Annotated in this window: 18 protein-coding genes; 8 read left to right on the top strand and 10 right to left on the bottom strand. The window is 75.6% G+C overall.

The genetic code is table 11. The features are described from left to right. Window position 1 precedes the first annotated feature (1 nt). Together ITJ40_RS02065 and ITJ40_RS02060 are read right to left on the bottom strand one after the other, a co-directional pair. Window positions 2–2,191 (bottom strand): DEAD/DEAH box helicase, encoded by a 2,190-nt coding sequence (locus tag ITJ40_RS02065; protein WP_194665525.1) that lies wholly within the window; start codon window positions 2,189–2,191, stop codon window positions 2–4. Between the two features lie 87 nt (window positions 2,192–2,278). After that, window positions 2,279–2,698 (bottom strand): PLD nuclease N-terminal domain-containing protein, encoded by a 420-nt coding sequence (locus ITJ40_RS02060; protein WP_194665524.1) that lies wholly within the window; start codon window positions 2,696–2,698, stop codon window positions 2,279–2,281. Window positions 2,699–2,884: 186 nt separating this feature from the next. Between ITJ40_RS02060 and ITJ40_RS02055 the strand changes: the two genes are divergently transcribed. After that, complete coding sequence (locus tag ITJ40_RS02055) at window positions 2,885–3,055, top strand: CsbD family protein (RefSeq protein ID WP_043585457.1); 171 nt, start codon at window positions 2,885–2,887, stop codon at window positions 3,053–3,055. Between the two features lie 67 nt (window positions 3,056–3,122). Here the strand turns inward: ITJ40_RS02055 and ITJ40_RS02050 are convergent, their stop codons facing one another. Beyond that, on the bottom strand, window positions 3,123–4,028 hold the full coding sequence (locus ITJ40_RS02050) for a metallophosphoesterase (RefSeq protein ID WP_194665523.1): 906 nt from the start codon (window positions 4,026–4,028) through the stop codon (window positions 3,123–3,125). Between the two features lie 129 nt (window positions 4,029–4,157). On the opposite strand from ITJ40_RS02050, the gene ITJ40_RS02045 reads away from it, so the two are divergent. After that, window positions 4,158–4,955, top strand: coding sequence for an HAD-IIA family hydrolase (locus tag ITJ40_RS02045; RefSeq protein ID WP_011931704.1), 798 nt, complete (start codon window positions 4,158–4,160; stop codon window positions 4,953–4,955). Here the strand turns inward: ITJ40_RS02045 and ITJ40_RS02040 are convergent, their stop codons facing one another. The 5 genes from ITJ40_RS02040 to ITJ40_RS02020 all read right to left on the bottom strand — a co-directional run bounded on the left by ITJ40_RS02040 (window position 4,956) and on the right by ITJ40_RS02020 (window position 10,386). Next, a complete protein-coding gene (locus ITJ40_RS02040) occupies window positions 4,956–6,263 on the bottom strand; it encodes an MFS transporter (protein WP_370531966.1) in 1,308 nt (435 codons plus the stop codon). A gap of 63 nt (window positions 6,264–6,326) precedes the next feature. After that, a complete protein-coding gene (locus tag ITJ40_RS17355) occupies window positions 6,327–8,363 on the bottom strand; it encodes a septum formation family protein (protein ID WP_194665522.1) in 2,037 nt (678 codons plus the stop codon). Further along, complete coding sequence (gene pyrE / locus ITJ40_RS02030) at window positions 8,363–8,917, bottom strand: orotate phosphoribosyltransferase (protein ID WP_194665521.1); 555 nt, start codon at window positions 8,915–8,917, stop codon at window positions 8,363–8,365. Before pyrE ends, ITJ40_RS17355 begins: the two co-directional genes overlap by 1 nt. A 66-nt stretch (window positions 8,918–8,983) precedes the next feature. Beyond that, window positions 8,984–9,919, bottom strand: coding sequence for an NAD(P)-dependent oxidoreductase (locus tag ITJ40_RS02025; RefSeq protein ID WP_194665520.1), 936 nt, complete (start codon window positions 9,917–9,919; stop codon window positions 8,984–8,986). Continuing rightward, on the bottom strand, window positions 9,916–10,386 hold the full coding sequence (locus ITJ40_RS02020; RefSeq protein ID WP_194665519.1) for an Asp23/Gls24 family envelope stress response protein: 471 nt from the start codon (window positions 10,384–10,386) through the stop codon (window positions 9,916–9,918). The genes ITJ40_RS02025 and ITJ40_RS02020 overlap by 4 nt, the downstream gene beginning before the upstream one ends. 133 nt (window positions 10,387–10,519) lie before the next feature. Here ITJ40_RS02020 and ITJ40_RS02015 point away from each other — a divergent pair, with 133 nt between their 5' ends. The 6 genes from ITJ40_RS02015 (at window position 10,520) to ITJ40_RS01990 (ending at window position 14,601) form a co-directional block, all read left to right on the top strand. Further along, on the top strand, window positions 10,520–11,074 hold the full coding sequence (locus ITJ40_RS02015; RefSeq protein ID WP_194665518.1) for an RNA polymerase sigma factor: 555 nt from the start codon (window positions 10,520–10,522) through the stop codon (window positions 11,072–11,074). Further along, on the top strand, window positions 11,071–11,697 hold the full coding sequence (locus ITJ40_RS02010; RefSeq protein WP_194665517.1) for an Asp23/Gls24 family envelope stress response protein: 627 nt from the start codon (window positions 11,071–11,073) through the stop codon (window positions 11,695–11,697). Before ITJ40_RS02015 ends, ITJ40_RS02010 begins: the two co-directional genes overlap by 4 nt. Beyond that, window positions 11,681–12,079, top strand: a complete 399-nt coding sequence (locus tag ITJ40_RS02005) for a hypothetical protein (protein WP_194665516.1) — start codon at window positions 11,681–11,683, stop codon at window positions 12,077–12,079. The genes ITJ40_RS02010 and ITJ40_RS02005 overlap by 17 nt, the downstream gene beginning before the upstream one ends. 26 nt (window positions 12,080–12,105) lie before the next feature. Beyond that, complete coding sequence (locus ITJ40_RS02000; RefSeq protein WP_194665515.1) at window positions 12,106–12,942, top strand: exodeoxyribonuclease III; 837 nt, start codon at window positions 12,106–12,108, stop codon at window positions 12,940–12,942. 87 nt (window positions 12,943–13,029) lie between these two features. Then, window positions 13,030–13,629 carry a hypothetical protein gene (locus ITJ40_RS01995; RefSeq protein ID WP_194665514.1) on the top strand — a complete coding sequence of 200 codons (600 nt, stop codon included), beginning with the start codon at window positions 13,030–13,032 and terminating at the stop codon, window positions 13,627–13,629. A 129-nt stretch (window positions 13,630–13,758) separates the two neighbouring features. Continuing rightward, window positions 13,759–14,601: a response regulator transcription factor gene (locus ITJ40_RS01990; RefSeq protein ID WP_194665513.1), complete on the top strand. Its 843-nt coding sequence runs from the start codon at window positions 13,759–13,761 to the stop codon at window positions 14,599–14,601. A gap of 177 nt (window positions 14,602–14,778) precedes the next feature. On the opposite strand, the gene ITJ40_RS01985 is transcribed toward ITJ40_RS01990, so the two are convergent. Further along, window positions 14,779–15,462, bottom strand: a complete 684-nt coding sequence (locus ITJ40_RS01985; protein ID WP_370531965.1) for an Hpt domain-containing protein — start codon at window positions 15,460–15,462, stop codon at window positions 14,779–14,781. Between the two features lie 233 nt (window positions 15,463–15,695). Then, the gene (locus ITJ40_RS01980; protein WP_228511729.1) at window positions 15,696–17,327 is read right to left on the bottom strand and encodes a cell wall metabolism sensor histidine kinase WalK; all 1,632 of its coding nucleotides are present in this window, start codon (window positions 17,325–17,327) and stop codon (window positions 15,696–15,698) included. Window positions 17,328–17,502 lie beyond the last annotated feature (175 nt).

The raw sequence follows: 17,502 nt of genomic DNA, 5'->3' as shown, positions 1-17,502 counted from the left end.
GCTACCCCTGCTGCGCGAGCGCGAACGGCAGCACACGGGTGGCGCCGGCCTTCCGCAGCAGGCGGCCGGCGACGGTGAGCGTCCACCGGGTGTCGACGAGGTCGTCCACGAGGAGCACCGGACGCGGATCCGCCGCGAGGTCGTCCACGAGATGCGCAGGCACCTGGAACCGCGGGTGGACGCGCCCCAGCCGGTAGACGCTGTTGCCGCGCGCGGCGCCGGGCGCCCCCGGATCCACGAGGTCGAGCGACCCGAGGAACGGCAGCCGCCCGACCTCGGCGATGCGCTGCGCGAGGCTCCCGACGAGCTGCGGCCGGCTCGCGGACGGCACGTGCACGACGGCACGCGGCCGCTCCGCCCAGCCCCACTCGGCGAGCACCCGCACGCAGGCCGCGACGAGCGCGTCGTCGACGGGCGCGTCCTCCGCGCCGGCCGCGAAGACCGTGCGGAGGCGCCCGCCCCAACCGAGGTCGGTGAGGCGGGCGAGGGCGCGGCCTTCGTCCACCTGCTCGCCCGCCGCGATCGCCCCGCTGAGCGGCACGCCGACGCTGGACGCGCCCGTGGGCCAGCGCAGCCGCGGCTCGATGGGCAGCCCGACCCTGTCGAGCGCCTGCGACGCCGTGGCGGACGCGTGCTGGTCCAAGGACGCCGGGTACCACGCGCCGGCGCACCGGTCGCAGCGCCCGCAGGGAGCCGCGGTGTCGTCGTCGAGCTGGCGCTGGAGGAACTCCATCCGGCAGCCGAGCGTGGTCTCGTAGTCGAGCATCGCCTGCTGCTCGCGCACGCGCGCCGCCGCGACCTGCTCGTACCTGGCGCGGTCGTAGACCCACGGGACGCCCGTGGCCGACCAGCCCGAGGTGTCCCGCCGCACGGCGCCGTCGACGTCGAGCACCTTGAGCAGGAGGTCGAGCCGGCTGCGCGAGAGCGAGACCCGCGACTCGAGCGCCGGCACCGACAGCGGCCGGTCGCTCTCGCCGAGCGCCCGGATGACGGCGGCCGCCTGCTGCTCGTCCGGCATGGAGGCGGTGGCGAAGTACTGCCAGATGTCGGGATCCTCGCGGCCGGGCAGGAGCAGCACGTCCGCGTCGGCGGACCCGCGCCCGGCACGGCCGACCTGCTGGTAGTAGGAGACGGGCGACGACGGCGCCCCGAGGTGCACGACGAAGCCGAGGTCGGGCTTGTCGAAGCCCATGCCGAGCGCGCTCGTGGCGACGAGCGCCTTGACCTCGTTGCGCTGCAGCTCGCCCTCCGCCTGCTCGCGGTCGGCCGGATCGTCGCGCCCCGTGTACGCCTTGACCGCGTGGCCGGCGTCGCGCAGCAGCCGCGCGGTGTCCTGCGCGGCGGAGACCGTGAGCGCGTAGATGATGCCGCTGCCGGGCAGCTCGTCGAGGTGGCTGAGCAGCCAGCCGAGCCGATCGCGGCTGTTCTCCAGTCGCAGCACGCCCAGCCGCAGCGAGCGCCGGGCGAGCGGCCCGCGGATGGTGACCACGGGAACGCGCTCCGTCTCGACGACGCCCGCGCCCGCGGATCCGACGCTCAGCTGCTCCTCCACGTCGGCCACCACGCGCGAGTTCGCGGTGGCGGTGGTGGCGAGCACGGGCACGCGCTCGTCGACGGAGGAGATGAGGTCGCGCAGGCGCCGGTAGTCCGGCCGGAAGTCGTGGCCCCAGTCGGAGATGCAGTGCGCCTCGTCGACGACGAGGAGGCCGAGCCGGGCGCGGAGCGCGGGCAGCTGCTCGTCGCGGAAGCGCGGGTTGTTGAGGCGCTCGGGCGACACGAGCAGGAGGTCGACCTCGTCGGCGTCGAGCGCGCGCAGGAGGTCGTCCCACTCGTGGGCGTTGCTCGAGTTCATGGCGACCGCGCGCACGCCGGCGCGACGGGCCGCGGCGACCTGGTCGCGCATGAGCGCGAGGAGCGGCGAGACGAGCAGCGTGGGGCCGAGCCCCTGCTGCCGGAGGAGCAGCGTCGCGACGAAGTAGACGGCCGACTTGCCCCATCCGGTGCGCTGCACGACGAGGGCGCGCGAGCGATCCTGCACGAGCGCCTCGATGGCCTCGAACTGCCCGTCGTGGAAGTCGGCGCCCGCGACGCCGACGAGCCGGGACAGGTGCTCGCGGGCGGCGGACCGGAGGTCGGAGGTCGGAGCGGCGGAGGACGCAGCGGAGGAGGGTGGCGTCGCGGTGTCGGGCATGGGGCCATGCTCCCATCCGCCCCCGACCGCGGCGACCGGCGGCGGCCCGCCGAGGGAACGGCCGGCGGCGCACGACCTGGGGAGGGACTACCGCTCGGGAGAGGAGCCCGGCTCGATGGCCCGGGGCGCCCGCGCCGGCCCGGCGGCACGAGCGGCCTGCACCGCCTGCTCGGCCTGGAGCTGCTTCATGCGGGCGACCGCCGCGTAGTGCCGCTCCTCCTCCTCGAGGTCGGCGAGCTGCTGCTCGGTGCTCCGCACGCGCAGGTCGACCGCGGCTGCCGCCCGCTCGTAGGCCGCGCTCCGGTCCGGCGGGCCGACGGGCTCGCGCCGCGGCTCCCAGTCGTGCCCGACGCAGAACCAGACGATGCTGCCGATGAGGGGCAGGAAGACGATGAGCAGGATCCAGACGAGCTTCGGCAGGTGCTTGACCTGGTCGTCGGGACGCGTGATGAGGTCGACGAGCGCGCACACGGCCACGAGGAGGGGGAGCAGCCCGAAGAGGATCACGGTCAGGGAGCCTAGGGGCGGCGCGGGGCCCGGCGGAAGGCCCTTGCCCGAACCGGGATCGGGATCCAGGGGCCCGCGCATTTCGCTCAGTGGACACGCATCCGCCGTCTGTCAGGCGCTCAGGAGCCGTCGGTCCTACAGTCCACATCGTGGGCCGCACCCGGTGGCCTCAGTGAGGAGGAGATCATGGGTCTCGACGACAAGATCAAGAACGCTGCTCAGGACATCGCGGGCAAGGCCAAGGAGGCGCTCGGCGACCACAAGGGCGACGAGAGCCTCAAGGCCGAGGGCCAGAAGGACCAGGCCGCGGCGTCCGCCAAGAAGGCCGGCGAGGACGTCAAGGACGTCTTCAAGTAGAGCCGGACCAGCAGCGCCAGGAGAGGCGGCGACCCACGGGTCGCCGCCTCTCCTCATGCCCGGGACGTCACGGGGCGGTGGGAGCGCCCGACTCCGCGGCGATCCGCCGCACCAGCTCCGCGTCGAGCACCGCGACCTCGTCGCCGTCGCCCTCCGCGTGCGCCCGCACGACGACCGAGGTGACGCCGCCGTCCGGCCGCACGTCGACCACGAGGAACCCGGATCCGCGCACGATGCGCTCCGTGCCGGGGTCGGCCGCCACATCCGTCTCGTTCGCGACGCCCGGCGCGACCAGCACGGGAACGCCCGCGAGCGATCCCACGATGTGGTGGTGGTAGTGGCCCGAGAGGATCACCCGCACGTCGCTGCCGCGGACGATCTCCGCCAGCCGCTCCGGCCCCTGCAGCGCGAGGGACTCGTGCAGCGTCGTGGGCGCGGGCACCGGCGGGTGGTGCAGCACGAGCACCGTGCCGCGCTCAGCCGGGGTGGCGAGCAGCTCGCGCAGGCCGTCGAGCTGCTGCTCGCGGAGGGCGCCGTAGCCCTTGCCGGGCACGGAGGTGTCGAGGGTGACGATGCGCCAGCCGTCCACGATGGTGACGCCGTCGATGGGCGGCACGGCCGCGGGATCGCGCCCGTCGTCGGTGCCGGGAGCGCCGTGCCCGTCTCCGAGCACGAGCCGGAAGGCCGAGCGCACGTCGTGGTTGCCGGGCGTGAGCACCAGCGCGGCGCCGCGCGACGACGTCCACGGCACGAGCCGCTCGCGCAGGAGCGCGTAGGACTCGGGGGTGCCGTCCTCCGACAGGTCGCCCGAGCCGACGAGGAGCCGCACGTGCGGGACGCGGTCGGCCTCGACGAGGACGCGCTCGAGGGCGGCGCCCGTGTCGACGACCCCCTGGTGCAGGCCGCCGTCGCGGAGGAGGTGGGTGTCGCTGAGGTGGAGGAGGCGCAGGGATCCGGGAGGCAGTGCGTGCATGCGCCGACCCTACGGGGGTCGGCCGACACCGCGGCGGACGCCCGGCGGACATCGGGTGACGCCGTTCCCCGGGCCCGGCCGCCGCGCATCCCCCGGCGGTAGCCTCGTGCCACGACGAGAGGGAACCCCATGGCGACGCGCGACGAGATGGACTGCTGGCTCACCGACATGGACGGCGTGCTGGTGCACGAGAACCAGGCCCTGCCCGGCGCGGCGGCCCTCATCCAGCAGTGGCAGGACCAGGGCAAGCCCTTCCTCGTGCTCACCAACAACAGCATCTTCACGCCGCGCGATCTCTCGGCCCGGCTCCGCGCGTCCGGCCTGCACGTGCCCGAGGAGTCGATCTGGACCTCCGCGCTCGCGACCGCCGCGTTCCTCGAGCAGCAGATGCCCGGCGGATCCGCGTTCGTCATCGGCGAGGCCGGCCTCACCACCGCCCTGCACGAGGCGGGCTTCATCATGACCGACACGAAGCCCGACTTCGTGGTCATCGGCGAGACGCGCAACTACTCGTTCGAGGCGATCACGCGGGCGATCCGCCTCATCAACGGCGGCGCGCGCTACATCGCGACGAACCCCGACGCGACCGGCCCGAGCGCCGAGGGCGTGCTGCCCGCGACGGGCGCCGTGCTCGCGCTCATCTCGAAGGCCACGGGCAAGGAGCCGTACATCGTCGGCAAGCCCAACCCGATGATGTTCCGCTCGGCCCTCAACAAGATCGGCGCGCACTCCGAGAGCACCGGCATGATCGGCGACCGCATGGACACCGACATCATCGCGGGCATCGAGGCGGGCCTGCACACGGTGCTCGTGCTCACCGGGATCAGCGACCGGGCGGAGATCGAGCGCTACCCGTTCCGGCCGGACGAGGTGCTGTCGGGCGTCACCGAGCTGCTGGACCCGGAGCCGGTCGAGTCCGAGCTCTGATCAGCGGGCCGCCCGGTCGGCGGTCGCGGCCGGGGCGAGCAGGGCCCGGATCCCGCGCGAGCGCAGCATCGCGACGCCGACGAGCGCCTCGCCCAGCCCGCCCGCGATGATCACGATGCGGAGCGCGGTCTCCTGCCCGAGCGGGTGCAGCGCCACCGTGAGCGCCCCGCCGAGGAGCACGGCCGGCGGGTAGAAGCCCTGGCCGAGCAGCTTCTTCGCGCCGAGCACCGCGCCCTGGCGCTCCGGCGGGATCCGCTCCTGCCACACGGCGGTGAGGGGCGCGCCCTGCACCTGGAGCGCGACGTTGCGGACCACGGCCGCGAGGATCCAGACGGCGAGGAGCGCGCTCGCGCCCAGCGCCACGCGACCCACCAGGCCGAGCACGACGGCGGCGCCGGCGATGGCGACGAGCCGCGGGATCCGGTCCCCGCGCGCCGCGACGAACGCGGCGCCGGCGAGGAGCCCGACGGAACCGGCGACGCTGAACGCCGCGAGGCTCGCGCCCGAGCCGATGCCGCCCGATCCGAGCAGCAGCACGTACGCCGTCGTGGCGGACGCGGCGATCCCGTTCGCGAGGTTCAGGGCCGCGAAGCCGGCCTGCAGGCGGCGGAGCCCGGGGTGGCGGAGGATCCACGCGATGCCGTCCCGGGCCCCGCGGAACGGGTTCGCGATGCGGCGGTCCGGCGGCGCGTCCCAGCGCACCACGAGGAGAGCGGCGACACAGCCGAGCGAGGTGACCCCGTCGACGACGAACACGGCGGCGGGCGCGACGACGGCCGACAGGGCGGCGCCGAGCACGGGCGCGAGCAGGGTCGGCCCGTCCTGCAGGAGCGAGGTGACGCCGTTGATCCGCGTGAGGTCCGCCTCCCGGCGCATCCGGCGGACGCTCGCCGTGAGGGTGAGCGCGAGGGTCGACGCCGCCAGGGCCGACACCAGGGTCAGCGGGTAGACCACGGCGAGCAGGCGCCCCGGGCCGAGGGCGGACACGACGGCCATCCCGCCGGACGCGAGGGCGAGGACCGCGTTGCTCGCGAGCGCGGCCCGGCGGTGGCCCAGGCGATCCGCGGCCCAGCCCGTGAGCGGGGCGAGGTAGATGGAGGCCACGGTGGACACCACCGTGAGCGCCGACAGCGCCAGCGCGCTGCCCGTCTCGCCGAAGACCTGCAGCGTGAGCGCGAACGAGGCCGCGCTCGCGCCGAGGGAGGAGACGGCCTGCGCGCCCCACAGGAGGAGGAACGCGCGGTCGTGGGGTCGGACGCGTGCGGTCACCGGTCCCCCGCCCTCGATCCGCGCGCCGATGACGCGCACGCGGTGTCGAGGGTAGGGCGGGAGCGGGGCTCGTCGGGGACGGGATCCCCAGGCGGCCGGCGGCTAGGGGACGACGGGCGGCTGCGGGACGCCGATGCTGCCCGTGAACGTGCCGCCGCCGGCACGCGAGACGAAGCAGTAGACATCGCGGTCGCCCGCCGTCCACTCGTCCTGCGTGATCGGGTACGCCGACTGGTACTGCACGTCGGAGTAGGCGCGGGCCGCCGCGTAGTCGATCACGGTGTCGGCGATGCAGAGCTCGTCGGCGGAGTCGCGCACGGCCTCCTCGCCGGGGAAGGCGTCGCCCGTCTGCGGCAGGGCGACGCGCGCGACCATCTGCGCGTGGTGCTCGGAGCCGCAGTCGACGACCGTGAACTCCTCCTTCCACGGGGTCGAGTACGGGTCGATGCACTCGCCGCCGAGCAGCGCGTCCCAGGCCTGCGTGCCCGCGGCGGCCGGGCCCTGGACGGGATCGGTGGGGGTGGGGGACGGGGTCGGCGTGGCCTCGGGCGTCGCCGTCGCGACGGGGGCGGCGTCGGGTGCGGCGCCCGCTCCGAGCCGCTGGCCCAGGTAGAAGAGGCCGACGAGGAGCAGCACCAGGAGGATCGCGCCGCCGACCCAGAGGCCGGTGCGACGCGGGCCGCGGGGTCCGCGGGGCGGCGCGGCGGCGGGCGGGGCGGGGATCCGCGCGGTGTCGAGGACGGGGGCGCGCGGGCCGGGCGGGCGCGGCGCGGGCGGGGCCGCGTACGGCGGCGGGACCGGCAGCGGGCGCGGGGTGGCGGCCGGGACGGACGCGGTGGGGGCGTCGCGGTCGGAGCGCGGCGCGGGGGCCGCGGCGGCACCGACGGCCGGCAGGACGCGCGTGCGGTCGTCGGCGTCCTCGGGGGCGTCGGGTCGGGCGTCGGCGTCGGGACCCGCGGCGGCACCGTCGTGGGGCTCCTCGGCGGGATCCGTCACGACGTCGCCGAAGAGGAGGTCGATGGCGTCCGTGGGCTCGGCGGCGGAGTAGCCCGACGGCACGGGGGCGATCGGGTCGGCGACGGGCTCGGCTCCCGGGTCGGCCGGCGCGGCCTCGTCCCGCGGCTCGGCGTCGTGCTCGGGTGCGGCGTCGGCGTCGGCGTCCGACGGCGACGCGGGCGCGGTGTCCGGCTCGGGCGCCGCATCCGGCCCGGGCGCGGCGGACGCCGAGGCGGATCCCGATGCCCAGGCCATCGCGGCGGCGCGCGCCGCGGCGGCCGCGGGGGCGAGCGGTGCAGGGGGCGCATCCTCGTCGTCGTGCGCGGCATCGCTCGACGCATCCCGGGCGGTTGCCTCGGGCTCCGCCTCGCGCGCGGCGGGGTCGGCGGGGTCGTCGACGACCCCCGCGTCCTCGTCCATCCGCTCGTCGCGGAGCGGCGTCAGCTGCACGGATCCGTCGGCGTCGTCGGGCTCCGCCACCTCGTCGGCGGCATCCTCGACGAGCTCGGCGTCGACCACCGGCGCGTCCGAGACCACGACCGGCGTGGCCGCGTGCTCCTGCGCGTCGTCGGCGGGTTCGAGCACGAGCTCGGCGGGCGCGTCGTCGGTCGGTGCGGGATCCGCCTCGACCTCGCCGGCCAGCACCTCGCCGGCCAGCACGTCGCCCGTCAGCGCCTCGACCGGCGCGTCGTCCGCGGGCGCGGGCACGTATCCGGGATCGGGCTCGCCGGCGAACTCCACGTCGCCCGCGTCGACCGGGGCCGCCGCGATGCCGGGCTCGGGCGCCGGCGCGTCGACGTCGGCCTCGGGGTCCTGGGCGTCCGGGCCGGGATCCACCTGGTCGAGCGGGGCGACGCGGGCGTCGTCCTCGGTCGGGTCGAGCGGCACGATGCCCGCGAGGATGTCGCCGTCGGCGGGCGGCGTCGGGTCGACGGGCGCGGGATCCACGCCGTCGTCAGGAGCGTCGGCCATGGACGGGCCCTGCTCCGCGGGCACGGGCTCACGGCCGGCCGGGCGCCCCCAGCCGATGGGCGCGAGCGGCTGCGCGGGCCGCTCGCGGTCGGCGTCGGTCGCGGGACGGACCGCGAACGGGTCGTCGTCGTCGCGACCGGATCCGGTGCCGCCGCCCGGCGCCTCGCCCACTAGGCGAGCCCCAGGTCCTCGAGGCCGATCGCGTACAGGTACCGGTGGCCCGCGGCCTCGATCACCTCGCGGGCGTCGGTCGAGCGGTCGACGACCACGGCGACCGCGGCGATCTCCGCGCCCACCTTCTCGAGCGCCTCGATGGCCTTCAGCGGGGATCCGCCGGTGGTGGACGTGTCCTCGACGACGATGACGCGCTTGCCCTGCAGGTCCGGGCCCTCGACCTGGCGGCCGCGGCCGTGGTCCTTGGGCTCCTTGCGGACGACGAACGCGTCGTAGCCGCGACCGACCGCGGCGCCCTGGTGCAGGATCGCGGCGGCGATGGGATCCGCGCCCATCGTCAGCCCGCCGACCGCGGCGACGTCGGGCACCTCGGCGATGAGGTCGAGCATGACCTGCCCGATGAGCGGCGCGACGCGGTGGTCGAGGCTCACGCGGCGGAGGTCGACGTAGTAGCTGGCCTTCTTGCCGCTCGTCAGCGTGAAGTCGCCGTGGAACACGGCGTCCCGCTTGATGTGGTCGATGAGCTGCTGGCGCGCGTCGGAGGTCGTCACGCAGCCGATCCTACGGGCGGGGAACCGCGCCGCCCGGTGCGACGGGCGGGCGCGGCCCGGACCGGATCAGGCGTCGGACGAGGTCGGCAGGCCGAACACCGTGCCGACCGCGGCCACGTCGTCGCCGCCGTGACCGGCCGCGGACGCCTCCGCGTACGTCTCGCGGAGCGCCTCGAGCATCGCCGTGTCGAAGTCGTGCGCGTCGGCGCCGTCGAGCGCCGCGAGCATGAGCGTCACGTCCTTGAGCAGGCCGTCGAGCGCGAACGACGGCGCGAGCGCGCCGGACAGCATCGCGCCGCCCTTGAGGTGCGCGTACGGGGTGTCGGCGGCGCCGCCCGCGATCGCGTCGAGAAAGAGGCGCGGCTCGACGCCGAGCAGGCGCGCGAGGCCGAGCGACTGGCCGGTCGCCGCGGTGATGGAGGCGATCCACGCGTTGCAGGCGAGCTTGAGGGCGGATCCCGGTCCCGCGTCGCTCCCGGCGACCACGGTGCGCGAGCCGGTCGCCTCGAGGACGGGGCGGGCGACGGCGAGGTCGGCCTCGGATCCGGACACGAGGTGCACGAGGAGGCCCTGCTCGGCGGGGCCGCGCGTGCCGAGGACGGGCGCGTCCACGAAGCGGATGCCGTGCTCGGCGGCGAGCGCCGCGATCCGCCGGGTGCCCTCGACGCCGACGGTGGAGGACTGGAGCAGCACCGCGCCGGGCCGGAGCGCGGGCGCGACCTCGGCGAGGACCTCGAGCACGGCATCCGCGTCGAACAGCATCACGACGACGACGTCGGCATCGCGCACGGCGTCGGCCGCGGTGTCGGCGACGGTCGCGCCCGCGTCCGCGAGGGGTGCCGCCTTCTCGGGGCTGCGGTTCCAGACGGTGAGCGGCAAGCCCGCGCGGAGGACCGAGCGGCTCATGCCGGAGCCCATGACGCCGGTGCCGAGGATCGCCACGCGGGGCGGCCCGTCGGACGCGGGGACGGAGGCGGGCACGGCAGCGGTGTCGTCGGTCATCCCCCGACGGTACGCCCGCGGTCTGCGAGGACGGCGTCGGATCCCTCGCCGGGCAGCACGATGTCGGCGATCGTGACGTCGACGCGCGTCACCGGCCGGCCCACGAGCTCGGTCACGGCGTCGGAGATCGCCGCGCGGACGTCGGCCGAGATGCCGTGCAGCGGCACGCCGTACTCGGCGACGAGGGTCACCTCGAACGCGACGCCCGCCTCCTGGGCGTCGACGGCGATCCCCTGCGTGAGGTCGGTCTGGCCGATGCGGTCGCGGAGCTGGCCGATGACGCGGGCCGCGCCGCCGCCCAGCGCGTGCACGCCCGGGATGTCGCGGACGGCGAGGCCCGCGACCTTGGCGATGACCCCGTCGGTGACGGTCGTGTCGCCCTCGGCGAGGACGCTCCCCGTGACGGCGGCGCTCGGGGGCGCCACGCGGGTGACGTCGGCGGGGGTGCGGGGGATCTGGTCGCTCATGGGACTCCTCCTCGTGGTCGCCCGGTCGTCCGGGCGGTGCTGTGGTAATCATGGGGGAGACGCGTGGACGGCGCGATCCGTCACGGATCGCTCCCGGATCCGCCCGGTCTCCCAGTGCACACGGAGGTACGGCATGGCCATCTCCTCCTCGCTGCAGGACGCGGGCGACGGGATCCTCGCCGAGCGCGCCGCCGACGGCGACGCCCGGGCCTTCGAGGTGCTGGTCCGCCGGCACGCCCCCTACATGCGCGCGTTCGCGATCCGGCTCACGGGATCGCGCGCCGACGCCGACGACGCCGTGCAGGAGGCGCTCATCACCGCGTGGGACCGCCTGCCGACGCTCGAGAAGCCCGACCGCGTGAAGAGCTGGCTGCTGCAGATCGTCAGCCGCAAGTCCATCGACCGGATCCGCGCCCGCCGCCCCGCCGACGACATCGACGACCACGAGATCGCCGACCGGCTCACCTCCCCCGAGCGCGACGCCGAGACGTCGTCGCAGATGCGCGCCCTCGCGGGTGTCCTCGATGCGCTGCCCCGCGAGCAGCGCGAGGTGTGGATGCTGCGCGAGGTGGGAGGCTTCTCGTACGAGGAGATCGCCGAGAGGCTGGGCGCGACGCCCTCGACCGTGCGCGGCCGCCTGTCCCGGGCGCGCACCACCGTGATGACGAGCATGGAGGCGTGGCGATGAGCGGCACCGGACCGGGCGATCCCGTACCCGCGGTCGACGCCGACGGCGAGCCCCTCGACATGGCCGCCCTCGCCGACTACCTCGACCGCGGGCGCACCCCGCGCATCGCGGCCTACGAGGACGACCCCGAGATCCGCAACGCGCTGCGCGCCCTCGAGCACATGCGCGACCTCGGCCGCGAGCTCGTGGAGGTCGAGGCCGAGGAGCAGGACGCGCCCGGCGACGACTTCTTCCGCGGCGTGCTCGCCCACATCAGCCGCGAGTCGCGGGCCGGCCGCGACATCCCGCTCTCCCACCCGGATCCGGCGGTGAGCCTCGCGCTCACCGAGGGCGCCGTGCGGACCCTCGTCCGGCAGGCCGGCGACGAGGTGCCCGGCGTCCTCGTCGGCCGGTGCACGCTCGACGGCGACGTCACGCGCGCCGGCGAGCCCGTGCGGGTGGCGCTGACGCTGAGCGTCGTGTGGGGCGAGCCGCTGCCCGAGATCGCGCAGCGCGTGCGCGAGCGGGTGCACGCGGCCCTGCTCCGGCACACCGAGCTGCGCGTCGAGGGCATCGACGTGACCGTGGTGGACGTGCAGCCGCGTCCCGTGCAGGAGGAGGCCGGAGATGACCCACGACGATGACGTCCCGGCCGCCGCGCCCGCGCCCGTCCCCGTGCCGCTCCCCGCGCCGGCCGACCTGTCGCGCGACCTGACCGCGGTCCTCCGCGGCGTCGCGGGCGTGGCCGACGTCTACGCGCCGCGGTCCCCGATCCTGCTCGCCGCGCAGCAGGTGGTGGAGGGCGTCGTCGCCGGATCCTCCACGGCGACCGAGCAGCTCGTCACCGTCGAGACCGGCGAGGGCACCGTGCTCGTGCAGGCGTCCATCGCCGTGGACGCGTCGGGCCGCGCGAGCGACACCGCGCGCGCCGCGGTCGACGCCGTCCGCGCGCGCCTCGCCGAGTCGATCGGCGACGAGGCCGCCGCGCGCGCCGCCGTGACGGTGCGCATCGGCAGCATCGGCTGATCCCGGCCGCCCGGTACCGTGGACGCATGCGCGTCGCCACCTGGAACGTCAACTCCATCCGCACCCGCGTGGGCCGCGTCGTCGACTGGCTCGTCCGCGAGGACGTCGACGTGCTGGCCATGCAGGAGATCAAGTGCAAGCCGGAGCAGTTCCCGATGCAGGCGTTCGAGGAGGCCGGCTACGAGGTGGTCGTGCACGGCCTCAGCCAGTGGAACGGCGTCGCGATCGCCAGCCGCCTGCCGCTCGAGGACGTCGTGACGACCTTCGAGGGGATGCCGCGCTTCGGCAAGCCCGACGCCTCCGGGCAGCCGCCCCTCGAGGCCCGCGCGATGGGCGCGACCGTCGCGGGCGTCCGCCTCTGGAGCCTCTACGTGCCCAACGGCCGGGCGCTCGACGACCCGCACTACTCCTACAAGCTCGAGTGGCTCGGGGCGCTCGCGGCCGACACGCGCGCCTGGCTCGCCGCGGATCCCGCCACCCCGCTCGCCCTCATGGGCGACTGGAACGTGGCGCCGCTCGACACCGACGTGTGGGATCCGGCGCTGTTCGAGGGCAAGACCCACACGTCCGAGCCCGAGCGCGCGGCCTTCGCCGCGTTCCTCGACGCCGGGCTGGCGGACGTCGTGCGGCCGTCGATCCCCGACGGCTACACGTACTGGGATTACCAGCAGCTGCGGTTCCCGCGGAACGAGGGCATGCGGATCGACTTCATCCTCGGCAACGCCCGGTTCGCCGAGCTCGTGGACGCGCCCCGGATCCACCGCGACGAGCGCAAGGGCGACGGCCCGAGCGACCACGTGCCGGTGGCCGTGGACCTCGACGTCGAGACCGAGCTCGACGACGACCGGCCGATGATCTTCTGACCCGCCGACCGGCGCGCGGCTCCGTCGCGACCGCCCGCGCACGCCGCCGATTCCGGTCGGGCAGGGCGCGCCCCGTAGTCTCGTGACGTGACCCCCGACGACGACGCGACCCCGGCCCCCGGCCGCCGCGCCTCCCGCGGGCGCCGATCCGCCGCCCCGCCGGCCCGCCGGCGGCGCCTGCCTGAGGTCCCGAGGATCGCCCTGCCGACGCTCCCCCGCGGACGCGGCCGGGCGGATGCGCAGCCCGACGACCGCCCGGCCGCCCGCTCCGCCGCCCGCCCGGCCGCCCGCGACGACGACCCCGCCGGCCCCGACTGGGTGCCGCGCTGGATCCGCCGGATCGACCGCCGCATCCTCGTCACCACGTTCGTCTCCATGCTCGTCGCCGCGGTCGTGGGCGGCAGCATCGCCGCCATGGGGCTGGGCCTCATCTTCGTCACCGACGCGTGCGACGTGGACGCCTACGTCTGCGACGACTCCCTCTTCACGATCGGCTACGCGCTCTCCGTCGCGGGCCCGCTGATGCTCACGGGGATCGCCGTCGTCGTCGCGCTCGTCGGCATGATCCGCGGCCGCACCCGGCCCTGGCTGGTGCTCCTCATCGGCGTGGGCGCCTCGCTCGCGGCGTACATCCTGGGCGCCGTGCTCGTGCTCGTCGCCGTGCCCGGGTCCTCCCCCATCACCTGATCCCGCGCGTCGGCCCGGCACCCTCCCGCGACGGCAACCTCGCCGCGGCGGTCCGCTAGCGTGGGAGGTCCGGCGCGCTCGACGCGGATCCGGGGATCGGTCGCGCACGCGGCATGCGAGGGGGCGGTAGTGGACAGCGGACGTGTGGCTCTGGTCATCGAGGACGACGGCGACATCCGCCAGCTGCTCGAGGTGGTCCTGCGCCAGGGCGGCTTCGAGGTGCACGCCGCCGGCACCGCGGCCGACGGCGTCCGGCTGGCCGAGGAGGTCTCCCCCGACGTCATCACGCTCGACGTGGGGCTGCCCGACTTCGACGGCTTCGAGGCCGCCCGCCGCATCCGCCTCGTCAGCGACGCCTACATCGTGATGCTCACCGCGCAGGGCGAGGAGGTCGACACCCTGCTCGGGCTCGAGGCCGGAGCCGACGACTACATCGTGAAGCCGTTCCGCCCGCGCGAGCTGCGCGCCCGCATCTCCGCGATGATGCGCCGACCGCGCGGCGGCGGGGACGCGACGGCGACGCCCGCGGCCGGGGTCCCGGCGGCCCCCGACGCCCCGGGCGCCGACGCGGACGAGCCGGCGCTGTCCGCGGCCTCCGCCACCACGACCGTCGCCGCGCCCGGCGCGCCCGCATCGCCGGACGACGACGTCCTCCGGCACAACGGACTCGAGCTCGACGAGGGCACCCGCCACGTCACGGTCGACGGCGAACCGGTCGACCTCACGCGCACGGAGTTCGACCTGCTCGCCTCGATCCTCGCGAGCGGCGGGCGCGTACGCACGAAGGGCGACCTCGTGCGCGACATCCGCAGCGGCTCGTACGCCGTCGCCTCCTCCACGGAGCCGGAGGAGCGCGCCGTCGAGGTGCACCTCGGCAACCTGCGGCGGAAGCTGCACGACGACCCGCGCGAGGCGCGGTGGATCCAGACGGTGCGCGGCGTCGGCTACCGGCTCGCCCCTCCGCGCGGCTGAGGCGCCGGGCAGCGGGCGCCGGGTGGGGGCTGCCGCGGGACCGGTGGGGTCCCGCGGCAGCTGCGCCGTGGATCGGGGTCCCCTCGGGTGGGATCCCGCTCCGATCCTCCGACCGGCCTGTCGCGGGAGCCGGTCGGGCGTGCGCGTCGGCCGTCGGGGGCGGCCTCGCGCACGGGTCTAGTCGGGCGGGTGGCCCGCCTCGGCGCGGATCCAGGAGCGCATCGCGTCCATGCTCCGCTCCCCCACCTCGCCGAGCTCCGGCAGCATCGCCGTGGCACGGCCGTGGTCGGCGGAGCGGATGGCCCGCTCGAGCCGCGCCGCCTCGTCGCTGAGCAGGAGCGCGCCGACCATCGCCGCCGAGCTCTTCACGCTCAGGCAGGCGTCGAGCGCCGTCGCCCGGTCGCCGGCGCGCACGGCGGCGTCGAGGCGGACCCAGCGGGACGGCCACAGGTCGACGAAGAAGCGCAGGAAGTCGACGCAGACGTGCTGCCCGTCGGTCAGCGCGCCGGGGCAGGTCGGCTCCGAGGGCGCGGGGATGGCGGTGGGGGCGCCGACCGGACGGGGGGATCCGGCCGGCGCCTGCCCGCGACCGGGTGCGGGGGCACCACGGGTCGCGAGGCGGTCGTCCGGATGGGGGGATCCGGACGACGGGGTCCCGCGGCGCGGCTCGGGGTGGCCGCGCGGCGGGGTCACGCCCCCCGGCGCGGGAACGCCGAGGGGCGGAGCGGGGGCGTCCGTCGTGGGGACGACGGACAGACGGGCGGGGCCGGGCTCGTCCGACAGCTCGGCCAGCAGCTGCTCCAGGACGCGGACGTCGAGGAGCGGGGGGAGCTGCGGGACCCGGGCGGCATGGGCGCTCACGCCCGGCCGCCGTCGAGACGACCGGAAGGACCGGGGAGGCCGCCGTCGGGCACCGGCCGCGCCTCCGTGGATCCGGTACGGCACCCGGTGCGCGCGGCTCGGGCGCCGCTCGCGGGGTGGTCGTGGGGGATCATCCGGTCCTTCGATCGCTCGTGTCGGACGGGTGGCCCCGTCGTCCTCCGAGCGTGACACCGCCGGATGCCGGATCGGATCAAGGTGGGGACAAGATCAGCTCAAGTCGGGCGCGGCGTGGCGGGGCCGACGCGCAGCGGCAGCCGCACGCGCATCGTGGTGCCCGTGCCCACGGCGCTCTCCACCTCGATGGACCCGTCGTGCGCCTCCACGATCGAGCGGGTGATGCTGAGGCCGAGCCCGACGCCCGCGACCGTGCTCGCGCGCGCGGAGCTGGTGCGGAAGAAGCGCGTGAAGAGCTGCGCCGTGTCCTCCGCCGACATGCCCACGCCGTCGTCCCGCACGCAGAGGCGGAGGTGGTCGCCCTCGACGTCCACCTCGGTGGTCACGGTGCCGCCCTCCGGGGTGTACTTCACCGCGTTGCTGAGCAGGTTGTCGAGCACCTGGCCGATGCGCACGGCGTCGACCTCGGCGACCAGCTCCTCGTAGTCCGGCTCGACCAGCCTGACGCCGCTCGCCATCGCGTGGGGGCGGATCACGTCGAGCGCGTTCTCGACGATCTCGCCCACGTCGACGAGGTTGCGGTTCACGGCCAGCCGGTGCTGCGCCGCCGTGAGGAGGTCGCCGATGAGGCCGAGGAGGCGCTGCGCGTTGCGCTCGACGATGGCGAGGCGGGCGGCCGTGATGCGGTCGTCGATGTCGTCCTCGACGAGGTCGTCGGCGATGAGCTCCACGTAGCCGAGGATCGAGGTCAGCGGCGTCTTCAGCTCGTGCGAGACGCTCGCGACGAAGTCCTCGCGCGCGGTGACCGCGAGCGCGAGCGCGGTGACGTCGGTGCTCACGAGGACCGTGCCGAGGGACCGGCCGTCCGCGCCGACGAGGGGCGCACCGGACGCGAGCACGGCCTTCTGCTGGGCGCCCTCGCCCACCCAGTACACCTGCCGCGCCATCGCCTCGCCCGCGCGGGCGCGCGCGATCATGCGCTCCTCGGGCGGGACGACCGTGATGCGGTCCTCCTCGTAGACGAGGCCGCCCGTGGTCGGATCCGCCGCGTCCTCGGGGTCGGCGAGCGCCATCAGCTCCTTCGCCGCACGGTTGCGCAGCATGATCCGCCCGGTCGGGTCGAGCACCACCACGGTGTCGTCGATCGCGTCGAGCACGCCGTCGATGATGGTGTTGCGCTCCTGCAGGTCGACCAGCGTGGCGGTCAGCTCGAGCTGCATCTCCTCCAGGCGCGCGTGCTGCCGGATCAGCTGCTGCGCGAGCAGGTTCACGGCGACCGCCACGAGGAGCATCACGACGGGGAGCACCACGAGGTGCGACCAGCCGACCGTGCCCTCCGGGAGGGTGCCCGTCCGGAAGAAGGGCAGCGCGAGGACCGATGCCGTGCCGAGGGCGCCGAGCCACAGCACGTGGAGGGCGAACGCGTACGCCAGCCAGATCACGGGGAAGACGATGAGGAACGCGGTCGACGGCACCTGGTCGGCGATCGCGTCGTGGCAGAGGGCGAGCGCGGCGAAGTCGAGCATCGGCAGCACGGCCACCCAGTCGGAGTCGATGCGCTCCCAGGGCACGACGGCCGCGACGATGGTGACGATCGCGGCGATGACGGCCCCCGCGACGAACCCCGGATCGGCCACCGAGTCGAGGTCGCCGGCGCCCGCGACGACGCCGACCACGGCGAGGCTGAGGATGAAGGGCAGCTGCGCGTGCAGCGGCTTCGAGAACGTCATGCTGCGGAGCATGGCCTGCGCGCGGGATGCGAGGCCGCGTCGTACGTCGGAGGGAGCAACCTCGCCCACGTGACCCCCCGGATGCGGTCACCCCGTCCCGCTCATCGATACTAGCCACGAGTGCAGCGTCAGCCCCGGGCCGGAGTACCCCGTGGTATGAGCCCGTACGATTCCC

Origin of the sequence: Clavibacter sp. VKM Ac-2872 (assembly GCF_015351105.1) — a bacterium.
Lineage (GTDB): Bacteria > Actinomycetota > Actinomycetes > Actinomycetales > Microbacteriaceae > Clavibacter.
The sequence above is the reverse complement of the archived record's forward strand: the minus strand, read 5'-3'. Positions and strand labels throughout refer to the sequence as shown.

Coding starts and splice junctions, on each gene's coding strand:
- ITJ40_RS02065 (WP_194665525.1), bottom strand. CDS start 2,191: ATGCCCGACACCGCGACGCCACCCTCCTCCGCTGCGTCCTCCGCCGCT.
- ITJ40_RS02055 (WP_043585457.1), top strand. CDS start 2,885: ATGGGTCTCGACGACAAGATCAAGAACGCTGCTCAGGACATCGCGGGC.
- ITJ40_RS02050 (WP_194665523.1), bottom strand. CDS start 4,028: ATGCACGCACTGCCTCCCGGATCCCTGCGCCTCCTCCACCTCAGCGAC.
- ITJ40_RS02045 (WP_011931704.1), top strand. CDS start 4,158: ATGGCGACGCGCGACGAGATGGACTGCTGGCTCACCGACATGGACGGC.
- ITJ40_RS02025 (WP_194665520.1), bottom strand. CDS start 9,919: ATGACCGACGACACCGCTGCCGTGCCCGCCTCCGTCCCCGCGTCCGAC.
- ITJ40_RS02020 (WP_194665519.1), bottom strand. CDS start 10,386: ATGAGCGACCAGATCCCCCGCACCCCCGCCGACGTCACCCGCGTGGCG.
- ITJ40_RS02015 (WP_194665518.1), top strand. CDS start 10,520: ATGGCCATCTCCTCCTCGCTGCAGGACGCGGGCGACGGGATCCTCGCC.
- ITJ40_RS02010 (WP_194665517.1), top strand. CDS start 11,071: ATGAGCGGCACCGGACCGGGCGATCCCGTACCCGCGGTCGACGCCGAC.
- ITJ40_RS02005 (WP_194665516.1), top strand. CDS start 11,681: ATGACCCACGACGATGACGTCCCGGCCGCCGCGCCCGCGCCCGTCCCC.
- ITJ40_RS02000 (WP_194665515.1), top strand. CDS start 12,106: ATGCGCGTCGCCACCTGGAACGTCAACTCCATCCGCACCCGCGTGGGC.
- ITJ40_RS01980 (WP_228511729.1), bottom strand. CDS start 17,327: ATGACGTTCTCGAAGCCGCTGCACGCGCAGCTGCCCTTCATCCTCAGC.